Source organism: Streptomyces sp. NPDC058052 (genome assembly GCF_042885515.1).
In the GTDB taxonomy this organism is placed as follows: Bacteria; Actinomycetota; Actinomycetes; order Streptomycetales; family Streptomycetaceae; genus Streptomyces.
On sequence record NZ_JBHVRX010000018.1, the window covers coordinates 115,803 to 128,039 of the forward strand.

The window sequence follows — 12,237 nt, forward strand, 5'->3', positions numbered from 1 at the left end:
CCGCAAGCGGCGACGGTCAATCAGCGGGGCGAGGTGGCCTGGATCGCGCTGCCGTCCTCTTGCGGGGCGTCCGGGGCCCCTCCCCGGGGCCCGTCCCCGCCGCCGGTCCCACCGTCGCCACCGTCCCCGCCCTCGCCGGACGATGTCCCGGACGCGGCCTCGGACGCGGCCTCGCGGTCGCGCTTCTCGCGCCGCGCGAGGACGATCCAGCCGACCGGGACGCCGGCGGCGAAGAGCCACCACTGGACCGCGTACGCCATGTGGGCGCCGATCGATTCGTGGTCCGGTTCGGGGATCTGCTCGGGGGAGCCGCCGGCCGCCGCGGGCTCGGTCTGCTCGACGTAGCCGCCCAGCACCTCGCGGCCGATGAGCTCGGCCTGCTGGCCGCTGCTGATGAGCATCACCTGACGGTCCGGCAGGCCCTTGAGGTCCTTGATGCCGCTGGCGCCGGTGGTCTCGTCGGCCTTGAGGCGGCCGGTGACGGTGACCTCGCCCCTGGGGGCGGGCGGGACCTCGGGGTAGTCGCGCTGGTCGGCGGCGGCGGGCACCCAGCCCCGGTTGACCAGGACGACCGTGCCGTCCCTCAGGACCAGCGGGGTGAGGACGTGGGCGCCGATCCGGTCGTCGGAGGAGGTGCGCCGGCGGACGACCACCTCGTGGGCGGTGTCGAAGGTGCCGGTGGCGGTGACCTGGCGCCAGTAGTCGGCGCGGGGGACCACGTGGCCGGGGGAGGTGAGCTCCTCGACCGGGACCGGCGCGGCCTTCAGGTTGTCCGCGATCAGGGTGTTCTGGGTCACCCGGCGTTCGTGCCGGTGGAACTGCCAGAAGCCCAGCTCGATCATCACGGGGATGAGGGCGAGGGCGACGAGGGTGAGGATCACCCACTGCCGGGACAACAGGAAGCGGTACACCCCATGACCGTACCTTCGGGCCGATGGGGCGTCCGCACAGGGGGTCGGGTGACGGGCGTCACCCGACCAGGATCGTTTCTTCCTCGGTGTACGGGGGCGGTTCACACCCGGTCGACGATGCCCGCCTTCCCCTCCGCGCGGGCGCAGTGGGCGCCGCAGTACCAGTTCCCCTCGACCTCGACGCCCTGTCCGATGATCTGGACCCGGCAGTGCTCGCAGATGGGCGCCATGCGGTGGATGGCGCAGGCGAAGCAGTCGAAGACGTGCACCGCGCCCTGCGCGTGCACCTCGAAGGACATGCCGTAATCGTTTCCGCAGACCTCACAACGTGCCATGCGCCACAGGGTGGATCCCCGCGCCCGCGCGCGCCGCGCGGCACGCCCGCCGGGGGCGGGGTGTCACCCGTCTGCCGGGGCCACGTCCCGCAGCAGGTGCGCGTAGGCCGCCTCGTCCACGATCGGCGTGCCGAAGCTCTTCGCCTTGACGGTCTTGGAGGTGCCGGCGTCCGGGTCGTTGGTCACCAGCAGGCTGGTGAGGCGGGAGATCGAGCCGGCGACGTGCAGTCCTGCCTCGACCGTGCGGTCCTCCAGGAGCTCCCGGTCGACGGAGGTGTCGCCGGAGAAGGCCACCCGCATGCCCTGCTTGAGCGGCTTGTCGCTCTCGTACCGGCCCGGGTTGGGGTACGGGCAGGCCGGCCGCTTCCGGGAGGGGCGCCAGCTGCCCGCCCGGTACGAGGACTGGGCGCCGATCAGCGGGCGGGCCGGCGAGGACGCCCACTCGGTGAGCGGGCGGCACTCCAGGAGCGGCAGTCGCACGCCCCGCTCCGCCGCCGCGTGCAGGCTCGGGCGGAACGCCTCGGCGAGCACGCGCGCGTCGTCGAGCGCGTTGTGCGCGCGCTGCTGCACGACCCCGAAGTGGGCGGCCAGCGACTCCAGCTTGTGGTTGGGCAGCGGCAGCGCCAGCTCCTTGGAGAGGGCGATGGTGCACAGCCGCTGCTTCACGGGCGCGGTGCGCTCGGCGCGCGCGTACTCCCGGGCGATCATCTGCCAGTCGAACATGGCGTTGTGCGCGACGAGGACGCGGCCGTCGAGGCGGGCGGAGAACTCCTCGGCGATCTGCGCGAAGAGCGGCGCCCCTTCGAGGACGTCGCTGGTGAGGCCGTGGATCCAGACCGGGCCGGGATCCCGCTCCGGGTTCACCAGCGTGTACCAGTGGTCCTCCACGCCGCCCCGCGCGTCGAGGCGGTAGACGGCGGCGGACACGATCCGGTCGTCGCGGGCGAGACCGGTGGTCTCCACGTCGACGACCGCGTACCCCTGGGGGTAGGCGGTCGGCCACGTCGCTGCTGTCGTGCGGTCGTCGAGCATGGTCACTGAGAATACGGCCCGCGACCGACAGCACCGCCCCCGGTGTCCGGCTTGTCCGTGATGTCCCCCACTGCGGGTGCCGGGCGGGCGGTCAGGAGGCCCTCCACCAGCGCGCGTACCGAGGCCGCGAAGAGCCGTTCCGTCTCCACCGGGGCGGCCAGCGCGCGGGCGAGCGGCGGATCGGCGTCGGCGGCCTCGGCGCCCCAGAGCTCCTCCTCGGCCGGCGACTGGACCGGGGCCCGCTCGCGGTTGCGCTCCACGAGCACGTACCCGACGACCTGGAAGACGACCGCCCGGACCAGCTCCGCCGCCCGCTCGCCGCGCAGCCCCGCCGCGTGCGCCTCCCGGGCCAGGGCCCGCTGGGCCGGCAGGAACATGCGCTCCGTCAGGCCCCGCTCGTGGACCATCGCCACCAGGTGCGGGCGCTCGCGCAGCGCCCGGCGCAGGGCGTGCGCCACCGATCCGATCCGCTCCGCGGGGTCCGTCCCGCGCGGCCGGATCGCGCCGAGGTCGGCCACCGTCCGCTCGGCCAGCGCGTCGAGCAGCGACTCGCGGTTGCCCACGTGCCAGTAGATCGAGGTGACCGCCGTGCCGAGCGCGGCGGCGAGGCCGCGCATGGTGAGCCCGTCCGGTCCGTGCGCCCGCACCAGGGCCGCCGCCGTCTCCAGGACCTCCTCGCGACTGAGCGCCGGGCGTGCCATCCGCTTCCCCCTGACGTTCCGTCAATTCGCTGTGTGCACGCGTCTTTACCCTTCATCGGGAGCGGTGTAACAGTGTTACAGGCCGTCGGCCCGGTGGCCCGTGGGGCCGGGGCCGGATCCGTCCGGAAGGGTGGTACTACATGGCACGAGTACGGTACGGGGCGCGCACCGCGGCGGAGAGCGCCGCCGCCCGCGCCGCCGCGGCGAAGCTCCCCGACATCTGGTCCACCGGAGTGGTCGCCCTCTGGGAGACCGACCCCGACGCGGTGGCGGCCGTCCTGCCGCCTCCGCTGAAGCCCACCGGACGCCCCCTCGTCCGGGTCACCATCAGCAAGGTCGACCTGCCCGGCTACCCGCTGGGCGCCGGCTCGGTCTCGGTGGCCGCCGCCCACGGCGCCACCGAGGGCTGGTACCCGCTGGTCATGCCGATGACCCACGAGCGGGCCCTGATCGGCGGCCGCGAGGTCTTCGGCGAGCCGAAGAAGCTCGGCGAGGTCGCCGTCGAGCGCGACGGCCTGGTGGTGGGCGCCCGGCTCGCCCGGCACGGCATCGCCTTCGTCGAGGTGCGCGGCGCCGTCTCCGGTCCGCTGCCGCTCCCCGAGCCGGCCGAGAAGACCGACTTCTACTTCAAGTTCCTGCCCGGCGTCGAGGGCGCCGGCTTCGACGCCGACCCGGTCCTCGTCCACTGCGTCCGCAACGAGAAGGTCCGGAAGCTGGAGCGGATCACCGGCGACGTCGTCCTGCGCGAGTCCATGTACGACCCCGTCGCCGACCTCCCGGTCCGCCGGCTCGTCGAGATCACCCTCGGCGAGAAGACCTCCGACCAGCGCGGCCGGGTCGCCGAACGGGTCTCCGCCGAGGCCCTGCTGCCCTACGTCCACCAGCGGTACGACGACCCCGCGCAGATCCTCGACGGCCCCCCGGAAGGAAGCGTCTGATGGAGCTCCGGGAGGGACAGGTCGCCGTCGTCACCGGCGCCGCGAGCGGCATCGGCCGGGCGATGGCCCGCCGCTTCGCCGCCGAGGGACTCGCCGTCGTCCTCGGCGACGTCGAACGGGGCCCGCTCGCCGAGGCCGCCGACGAACTGATGGCGGACGGGGCGCGGGTCCTCGCCCGGACCGTCGACGTCTCCGACCCGGAGCAGGTGCGGGCCTTCGCCGACGCCGCCTTCGACGCCTTCGGCGCCGTCCACGTCCTCTGCAACAACGCCGGCGTCGGCTCCGGCGCCGAGGGCCGCATGTGGGAGCACGAGCCCAACGACTGGAAGTGGGCCTTCTCCGTCAACGTCTGGGGCGTCTTCCACGGCATCCAGGCGTTCGTGCCCCGGATGCTCGCGAGCGGCGAACCCGGCCACGTCGTCAACACCTCCTCCGGCGACGGCGGCATCGCCCCGCTGCCCACCGCCTCCGTCTACGCGGTCACCAAGGCGGCCGTCGTCACCATGACCGAGTCCCTCTACGCCCATCTCAGGGCGGAGCACGCGCGTGTGGGCGCCTCCGTGCTCTTCCCCGGACCCCACATGCTCCGCACCGGCCTGTGGGAGTCGCACCGCAACCGGCCCGAGCGGTACGCCAAGGAACGCCCGCGCCGGACCCCGTACCGCACCCTCGACCAGTGGGAGGCCGCCATGAAGGAGGCCGGCCACGCCATCGCCTTCACCCCGGTCGAGGAGGTCGCCGAGCACGTCGTCGAGGGGATCCGGGCCGACCGGTTCTGGATGCTCCCGGCGAGCGAGCACAGCGACCGGCAGATCACGGCGCGCTCGCGGTCGATGCTCGACCGCGCGAACCCGTCCTACCTGGAGAGCTTCATCCTCGACTGACCGGCCTGAGGGGGCTGTGCGCACCATGAGCCATGAGGACCCGTATCTGATCATCTCCTCCGACTGCCACGCCGGGCTCCCCACCGAGGAGTACCGGCCCTATCTGGAGTCCCGCTTCCACCGGGCCTTCGACGACTTCCTCGCCGGGCGGGAGGCCCGCCGCGAGGCCATGACCCGCCTCGGCGTCCGCAACGAGGACTTCGCGAACAAGTGGTTCAGCGACCACGAGGAAGGGCTGCGCGGCGGCTGGGACCACGCGCAGCGGATCAAGGAGCTGGACGGCGACGGCGTCGCCGCCGAGGTCCTCTTCCCCGACGCGGACGCCGTCGACAGCCAGACCGCCGCCCCCTTCGGCGTCGGCCTCGGCCTCTCCGGCGACCAGGACCCCGAGCTCGGCATGGCGGGCGCCAGGGCGCACAACCGCTGGCTCGCCGAGTTCGTCGCCCACGCCCCCGCCCGGCACTGCGGCGTCGCCCTGCTGCCGGTCACCGCCGACCCCCGCGAGGTCGTCGCCGAGATCCACCGGGCCAAGGAGTCCGGGCTCGGCGCCCTGATGATCCCGTCCATGTGGGTCGACAAGGCGCCCTACCACGACCGCCGCTACGACCCGGTGTGGGCGGCCGCCGCCGAGACCGGGATGCCGGTCGTCACCCACTCCGGCGCCGCGCCCCGCGAGGAGTACGGCGACCACCTCGGCATCTACGTCTCCGAGGTCACCTGGTGGCCGGCCCGGCCCCTGTGGTTCCTGCTCTGGTCCGGGGTCTTCGAGCGGCACCCGGGGCTGCGGTTCGGCGTCGCCGAGTCCGGCTGCTGGTGGCTGCCGAACCTGCTCTGGTTCATGGACCGGCTCTACCTCGGCGCGCACGGCGGCAAGAAGCTCTCGCCCTTCGCGGAACTGAGGCGCCCGCCGAGCGAGTACCTGGACCGGCAGGTCTTCGTCTGCGCCACCAACACCAAGCGGCGCGAGCTGGCGCAGCGGTACGAGATCGGCGTCGACAACATCCTGTGGGGCTCGGACTTCCCGCACCCCGAGGGCACCTGGCCGAACACCCGCACCTGGCTGCGGAACACCTTCCACGACATCCCCGTGACGGAGACCCGGCGGATGCTGGGCCTGGCCGCCGCCCAGGTCTTCGGATTCGACCCCGGGAAGCTCGATCCGATCGCCCGGCGGATCGGCCCCACCCCCGCCGAGCTCGGCCAGCCCGCCGACCAGAGCGCCGTCGAGGCGTCCTGGGCCCGCTCCCGGGAGACCGGCCGCCACTGGCTCACCGGCGGCGACTTCCCGGTCATGGGCCCGGCGGCCGGTCCGGACGCGGGGGTGACACCGTGACCGACCGCCCCGCCGAGGCCCCCGCCGACCGGTACACCGTGATCTCCGCCGACTGCCACGCCGGCGCCGACCTCCTCGACTACAAGCCCTACCTGGAGAAGCGCCACCACGACGACTTCGACGCCTGGGCCGCCGGCTACGTCAACCCGTACGAGGACCTCCTCGCCGACACCGCCGACCGCAACTGGAACTCCGGCCGGCGGCTGCGCGAGCTGGAGGAGGACGGCATCGTCGCCGAGGTCGTCTTCCCCAACACCATCCCGCCGTTCTTCCCCTCCGCCTCCCTCATGGCCCCGGCCCCCACCCGGGAGGAGTTCGAGCGGCGATGGGCGGGCCTGCGGGCCCACAACCGCTGGCTCGCCGACTTCTGCGACCGGGCCCCCGGCCGGCGGGCGGGCGTCGCCCAGATCCTCCTCAACGACGTCGGCGAGGCCGTCCGCGAGATCCGCCGCACCCACGCGGCCGGCCTCACCGGTGGCATCCTGCTCCCCGGCACGCCCCCGGGCAGCGGACTCCCGGAGCTGTACTCGGAGACGTACGACCCGATCTGGGCCGTCTGCGAGGAGCTGGGCGTCCCGGTCAACCACCACGGCGGCTCCGCGTCCCCGCCGCTCGGAGACGAACCGGCCGCCCGGGCCGTCTTCATGGTGGAGACCACCTGGTTCTCCCACCGGGCCCTGTGGCACCTGGTGTTCGGCGGCGCCTTCCGCCGTCACCCCGGGCTCAGGCTGGTCCTCACCGAGCAGGGCTCCGGCTGGATCCCCGGGGTCGTCGAGATGCTGGACTACTACCACGGGCGGCTGGTCGCGGCGGCGAGCCGGGCCGTCACCGCCGAGTCGAGGTTCGGCGCGGGCCTCGCCGACGCGATGGGCCGCAGCCCCGGCGAGGTCTGGCGCGAGAACTGCTTCGTCGGCGCCAGCTTCATGCGCCCGCACGAGGTGCCGCTGCGCGACCGGATCGGCCTCGACAAGATCATGTGGGGGAGCGACTACCCGCACGACGAGGGCACGACGCCGTACTCGCGCGAAGGGCTCCGCCTCGCCTACGCGGGCCTGCCCCGCGAGGAGGTGGCGGCGATGGCCGGCGGCAACGCGGCCCGCGTCTACGGCTTCGACCTCGCCCTCCTCGACCGGCTCGCGGCCGTCCACGGCCCCTCGGTAGAGGAGATCGCCACCCCCCTGGAGAAGATCCCGGAGGGCGCCACCAGCCCCGCCTTCGCCCCGGGCGGGTCGGTCCGCGTCTGGTGACCCGGCGGGTGCGACCCTCCAGAGGTGACCGCACCCCCCGCACACGACGAGGCCCACGGCGGTGCCCTCGGCTCCCGTCTCAACTGGCTCCGGGCCGCCGTGCTCGGGGCCAACGACGGCATCGTCTCCACCGCGGGCCTCGTCGTGGGCGTCGCCGGCGCCACCGAGTCCCAGGCCGCCCTCCTCACCGCCGGACTCTCCGGACTCCTGGCCGGCTCCCTCTCCATGGCGGCGGGGGAGTACGTCTCGGTCTCCGTCCAGCGCGACTCCGAGAACGCCGCCCTCGCCACCGAGAAACGCGAGCTCCGCGAGCGCCCCGCCGCCGAACTCGACGAGCTCACCGCCCTCCTCATCGCCCGCGGCCTCAGCGCCGACGTGGCCCGCGAGGCCGCCGTGCAGCTCACCGAACGCGACGCCCTCAGGGCGCACGCGCGCGTGGAGCTGGGCATCGACCCCGACGACCTCACCAACCCCTGGCACGCGGCCTGGGCCAGCTTCCTCGCCTTCACGGTGGGCGCCCTGCTCCCGCTGCTCGCGATCGTCCTGCCGCCCGCCTCCGTCCGCCTCTGGGTCACCGTCGGCTCGGTCCTCGCCGCCCTCACCCTCACCGGCTGGTGGGCCGCCCGGCTCGCCGCCGCCCCCGCCCCGAGGGCCACCCTCCGCACCGTCGCCGGCGGCGCCGTCGCCATGGCCGTCACCTACGCGGCCGGCTCCCTCCTGGACGTCGCGGGGGTGTGACCCTGCCGGATCGTCGGAAGCCGCCAAAGGCCGCTGACGAGCCGTCTCGCATACTTGTGGGTAACAGCGTCTAGCCGTCCACAGGGACGAGCCCTACCGTCGACGGCATGCCGCACCTGCCCGATTCGTGCTCTGGTCCATACCGGCGTTCGTGCTGCTCACCGTCGTGGAGATGATCAGCCACCGGCTCCGTCCCGACGAGGAGGAGGCCGGGTACGAGGCGAAGGACGCCGCCACCAGCATCGGCATGGGGCTCGGCAGCCTCGCCTTCGACGCCCTGTGGAAGATCCCGGTCGTCGCGATCTACACCGCCGTGTACGAGCTGACGCCGCTGCGCGTGCCCGTCCTGTGGTGGACGATCCCGCTGATGCTGCTCGCGCAGGACTTCTTCTACTACTGGTCGCACCGCGGCCACCACGTCGTCCGGATCCTGTGGGCCTGCCACGTCGTCCACCACAGCAGCCGGAAGTTCAACCTCAGCACCGCCCTGCGCCAGCCCTGGACGAGCCTCACCGGCTGGCCGTTCTACCTGCCGATGATCGCCCTCGGCGTGCACCCCGCCGCCGTCGCCTTCTGCTCCTCGGTCAGCCTCGTCTACCAGTTCTGGATCCACACCGAGCGCATCGGCCGGCTGCCCCGGCCCTTCGAGTACGTGCTCAACACCCCCTCCCACCACCGCGTCCACCACGCCTCCCAGGGCGGCTACCTGGACCGGAACTTCGGCGGCGTCCTCATCCTCTGGGACCGCGTCTTCGGCTCCTGGACCGGCGAGACCGAACGGCCCGTCTACGGCCTCACCAAGAACATCGACACGTACAACCCGCTCCGCGTCGCCACCCACGAATACGCCGCCATCGCCCGCGACGTCCGCGCCGCCGCCGACTGGCGCGAGCGGGCCGGCCGGATCCTCCGCGGCCCCGGCTGGCAGCCGGAGACCCGCACCACCCCGTCCCACGACCAGACCGCCGCCCCGGAGCCCGCCGCGTGAACACCCCCGACACCGATTCCCTCGCCCCCGCCCGCACCACCCCGATCGCCCCCGCCCGCACCACCCCGACCGCCCCCACCCGCACCGCCCCGATCGCCCCCGCCCGCCCGGCCCCCCTCGCCCGCGCCCGCACCGCCCCCCTCACCCTCTCCCGGGCCCTGCTCGGCGCCTTCCTCCTCGCGGCCGCCGTCGACCTCGGCTCGCTCCTCGCCGGCGCCGACACCGGCCACCTGGCCGCCAAACCGCTCCTGATGCCGCTGCTCGCCGCCTACGCCGCCACCCGGGGAGCGCCCCGGCTCCTCGTCGTCGCGCTGCTCCTCGGCTGGGGCGGCGACGTCTTCCTGCTCCTCGACGCCGACTGGGCCTTCCTCGTCGGCATGGGGTCCTTCGCCCTCGGTCACCTCTGCTACCTGACCCTGTTCGGCCGCCGCCGCACCTCTCCGGCGCTCGGCGCGCTCTACACGGTCGCCCTCGCCGGCACCGTCGTCGCCCTCTGGCCCGACCTCCCCGCCGACCTGCGGATCCCCGTCGCCGGCTACTCCCTGCTGCTCACCGCGATGGCCTACCGCTCCTCCTCGCTCGGCGCCCTCGCCGGCACCGGCGGCGCCCTGTTCCTGCTCTCCGACACCCTCATCGCCACCGGCATCGCCGACTGGCCCCAGCTGCCGGCCCCCGACTTCTGGGTCATGCTGACCTATATCGCCGCCCAGTACCTGCTGACCGCGGGTGCTCTCCAGGCGATGTACGGTGCACGCCGAGAAGGCAGTACCACCAGCTGACCCGGACGAGGAACCATGCGCGCCACCACCATCCACGCCCCCTTCGACATGCGCGTGGAGGAGGTGCCCGACCCCGTCGTGCAGGACCCCACCGACGTCGTCGTCCGGGTCCTGCGCGCCTGCATCTGCGGCAGCGACCTGTGGGCCTACCGCGGTGAGTCCGCCCGCCGGCCCGGCCAGCGCATCGGCCACGAGTTCCTCGGCATCGTCGAGGAGACCGGCTCCGAGGTCCGCGGCTTCACCGCCGGCGACCTCGTCGTCGCCCCCTTCGTCTGGTCCGACGGCACCTGCGACTACTGCGCCGAGGGCCTCCAGACCTCCTGCCCCCGCGGCGGCTTCTGGGGCTCCGTGGGCTCCGACGGCGGCCAGGGCGAGGCGGTCCGCGTCCCCTTCGGCGACGGCACCCTCGTCAAGCTGCCCGCCGACGCCGCCTCCGACGACCGGCTGCTGACCGCCCTGCTCGCCCTCTCCGACGTCATGGGCACCGGCCACCACGCCGCCCTCGGCGCCGGCGTCCGCCCCGGCTCCACCGTCGCCGTCGTCGGCGACGGCGCCGTCGGCCTCTGCGGCGTCCTCGCCGCCAAGCGGCTCGGCGCCGAGCGGATCATCGCCCTCGGCCGCCACACCGCCCGCACCGACATCGCCCGCGCCTTCGGCGCCACCGACGTCGTCGCCGAGCGCGGCGAGGCCGCCGAGGCCGCCGTCCGCGAGCTCACCGGCGGCCAGGGCGCCCACGGCGTCATCGAGGCCGTCGGCACCGAGCAGTCCATGCGCACCGCCGTGAACATCACCCGCGACGGCGGCTCCATCGGCTACGTCGGCGTCCCGCACGGCTCCGGCACCGGCCTCGACCTCTCCGTCATGTTCGACCGGAACATCGCCCTGCGCGGCGGCGTCGCCCCCGTCCGCGCCTACATCCCCGAGCTGCTCGCCGACGTCCTCGACGGCACCATCGACCCGTCCCCGGTCTTCGACCTGACCGTGGGCCTCGACGGCGTCCCCGGCGGCTACCGGGCCATGGACGAGCGCACCGCCCTCAAGGTCCTCGTCACTCCGTGACCCAGGCGGGGGAGTCCCCGCCCTGCACGCCCGGCGGGCGCGACCAGCCCGCCGGGCCGCCCTCGTACGCCACCGGCGACACGGCGTGCCGCAGCCGCCCCAGCGGCCCCTCCGACTCCACGAGATACCGCTCCGGGTCGTACCGCGGCAGCCCGTGCGTCAGCCAGTGCCCCGTCTGGGCCAGCGCGAGCCGTACGAGGCGGCTGCCGCCGTCCCGCTCCTGCTCCGTCAGCGACCGCAGCACCGCCGCCGCCAGCAGATACCCCGTCCCGTGGTCGAGCGCCTGCGCCGGCAGCGCCCCCGGCTCCTCCGCCGACCCCTCCGTGACCGCGATCCCGGTCGCCACCTGCACCAGGCTGTCGAAGCCCCGCCGCCCGCCCCACGGCCCGTAGTCGCCCCACGCCGACAGCCGGGCCGTCACCAGCCCCGGACGCTCCAGTCCGTACCGCTCCAGCGCCCCCGGCCGATACCCCGTCACCAGGACGTCCGCCGCGTCGAGCAGCCCCTCGAAGGTCCGCCGGTCCGAGGGCCGCTCCAGGTCCAGGGCCGCCGTCCGCTTCCCGGTGTCCGTGTCCGCGTGCTGGTCCGGCAGCTCGGGCCGGCCCGGCGGGTCGATCCGCAGCACGTCCGCGCCGAGCAGCGCCAGCGTCCGGGTCGCCACCGGTCCCGCGATCACCCGGGTCAGGTCGAGCACCCGCAGCGGCCGGCCCGCGCGCCGCCGGGGCGGGGCACCGTCCAGCCGCTCCCGGCTCAGCAGGGGCCGGGCCGCCACCTCCCGGCCCTGTTCGTGGGCGGCCCACCCGTCCGGGGTGCGCAGCGCCACGGCGAGGCCCCCGGAGCCGTACACCGCCGACTCCACGTCGACGGCCTTCCGCCCGCCGATCGCCTCCGCGACCGCCTCCACCGAGTCGGCCGCGCCCAGCGCGGCGAGCAGGGCGGCCTTGTGGTGCGGGTAGTTGGCGTGGGTACGGACCCAGCCGTCGGCGGCCCGCCAGAACCGTGACAGGGGCGCGAAGCTCACCGGCGCCCGCCCGTCCACCCGCAGATGGCGCTCGCTCACGAAGGCGGTGGTCACCGCCCCGTCGTCGACCCGGACCGGCCCCGCCACGCGCGCGTGCTCCACGGCCGCGAGCCCGCAGACCGCGACCGTCGCCCGCGCCAGGTCCATCACCGGCAGCCGGGCCGGCAGCAGCCCCGCCGGTCCGCCGTACTCCACCCGGTCCACCAGGGCGGGATCGCCGCCCAGGACCGCCCACAGCGCTTCCGTACCACTTCGAACCGTGCTGTCCATG

General features: G+C 74.4%; 12 protein-coding genes and 1 pseudogene. 8 read left to right on the forward strand and 5 right to left on the reverse strand.

Annotation, left to right across the window (positions count from 1 at the left end; genetic code table 11):
* Positions 1-20: 20 nt before the first annotated feature.
* The 4 genes from ACFVU3_RS24325 to ACFVU3_RS24340 all read right to left on the reverse strand — a co-directional run bounded on the left by ACFVU3_RS24325 (position 21) and on the right by ACFVU3_RS24340 (position 2,979).
* The gene (locus ACFVU3_RS24325; RefSeq protein ID WP_390069227.1) at positions 21-911 is read right to left on the reverse strand and encodes an SURF1 family protein; all 891 of its coding nucleotides are present in this window, start codon (positions 909-911) and stop codon (positions 21-23) included.
* A 101-nt stretch (positions 912-1,012) separates the two neighbouring features.
* Complete coding sequence (locus ACFVU3_RS24330; RefSeq protein WP_051787423.1) at positions 1,013-1,246, reverse strand: hypothetical protein; 234 nt, start codon at positions 1,244-1,246, stop codon at positions 1,013-1,015.
* Between the two features lie 63 nt (positions 1,247-1,309).
* Positions 1,310-2,284 (reverse strand): DEDDh family exonuclease, encoded by a 975-nt coding sequence (locus ACFVU3_RS24335; protein ID WP_390069229.1) that lies wholly within the window; start codon positions 2,282-2,284, stop codon positions 1,310-1,312.
* Positions 2,281-2,979, reverse strand: a complete 699-nt coding sequence (locus ACFVU3_RS24340; protein ID WP_390069231.1) for a TetR/AcrR family transcriptional regulator — start codon at positions 2,977-2,979, stop codon at positions 2,281-2,283. The genes ACFVU3_RS24335 and ACFVU3_RS24340 overlap by 4 nt, the downstream gene beginning before the upstream one ends.
* A gap of 140 nt (positions 2,980-3,119) precedes the next feature.
* Between ACFVU3_RS24340 and ACFVU3_RS24345 the strand changes: the two genes are divergently transcribed.
* The 8 genes and pseudogenes from ACFVU3_RS24345 (at position 3,120) to ACFVU3_RS24380 (ending at position 10,945) form a co-directional block, all read left to right on the forward strand.
* The gene (locus tag ACFVU3_RS24345; protein ID WP_390069232.1) at positions 3,120-3,917 is read left to right on the forward strand and encodes an acetoacetate decarboxylase family protein; all 798 of its coding nucleotides are present in this window, start codon (positions 3,120-3,122) and stop codon (positions 3,915-3,917) included.
* Positions 3,917-4,801 carry an SDR family NAD(P)-dependent oxidoreductase gene (locus ACFVU3_RS24350; RefSeq protein ID WP_390069234.1) on the forward strand — a complete coding sequence of 295 codons (885 nt, stop codon included), beginning with the start codon at positions 3,917-3,919 and terminating at the stop codon, positions 4,799-4,801. Before ACFVU3_RS24345 ends, ACFVU3_RS24350 begins: the two co-directional genes overlap by 1 nt.
* 25 nt (positions 4,802-4,826) lie before the next feature.
* Positions 4,827-6,134 (forward strand): amidohydrolase family protein, encoded by a 1,308-nt coding sequence (locus ACFVU3_RS24355; RefSeq protein WP_390069236.1) that lies wholly within the window; start codon positions 4,827-4,829, stop codon positions 6,132-6,134.
* The gene (locus ACFVU3_RS24360) at positions 6,131-7,381 is read left to right on the forward strand and encodes an amidohydrolase family protein (protein ID WP_390069238.1); all 1,251 of its coding nucleotides are present in this window, start codon (positions 6,131-6,133) and stop codon (positions 7,379-7,381) included. Before ACFVU3_RS24355 ends, ACFVU3_RS24360 begins: the two co-directional genes overlap by 4 nt.
* Before the next feature lie 24 nt (positions 7,382-7,405).
* Positions 7,406-8,119 carry a VIT family protein gene (locus ACFVU3_RS24365; RefSeq protein WP_390069240.1) on the forward strand — a complete coding sequence of 238 codons (714 nt, stop codon included), beginning with the start codon at positions 7,406-7,408 and terminating at the stop codon, positions 8,117-8,119.
* Between the two features lie 107 nt (positions 8,120-8,226).
* A pseudogene (locus tag ACFVU3_RS24370) lies at positions 8,227-9,107 on the forward strand (sterol desaturase family protein).
* A gap of 92 nt (positions 9,108-9,199) precedes the next feature.
* Positions 9,200-9,886 carry a lysoplasmalogenase gene (locus ACFVU3_RS24375; protein ID WP_390069306.1) on the forward strand — a complete coding sequence of 229 codons (687 nt, stop codon included), beginning with the start codon at positions 9,200-9,202 and terminating at the stop codon, positions 9,884-9,886.
* Positions 9,887-9,901: 15 nt separating this feature from the next.
* Positions 9,902-10,945: a zinc-dependent alcohol dehydrogenase family protein gene (locus ACFVU3_RS24380; RefSeq protein WP_390069242.1), complete on the forward strand. Its 1,044-nt coding sequence runs from the start codon at positions 9,902-9,904 to the stop codon at positions 10,943-10,945.
* On the opposite strand, the gene ACFVU3_RS24385 is transcribed toward ACFVU3_RS24380, so the two are convergent.
* Complete coding sequence (locus ACFVU3_RS24385) at positions 10,935-12,236, reverse strand: CoA transferase (RefSeq protein ID WP_390069244.1); 1,302 nt, start codon at positions 12,234-12,236, stop codon at positions 10,935-10,937. The two genes, ACFVU3_RS24380 and ACFVU3_RS24385, sit on opposite strands and share 11 nt — an antisense overlap.
* Position 12,237 lies beyond the last annotated feature (1 nt).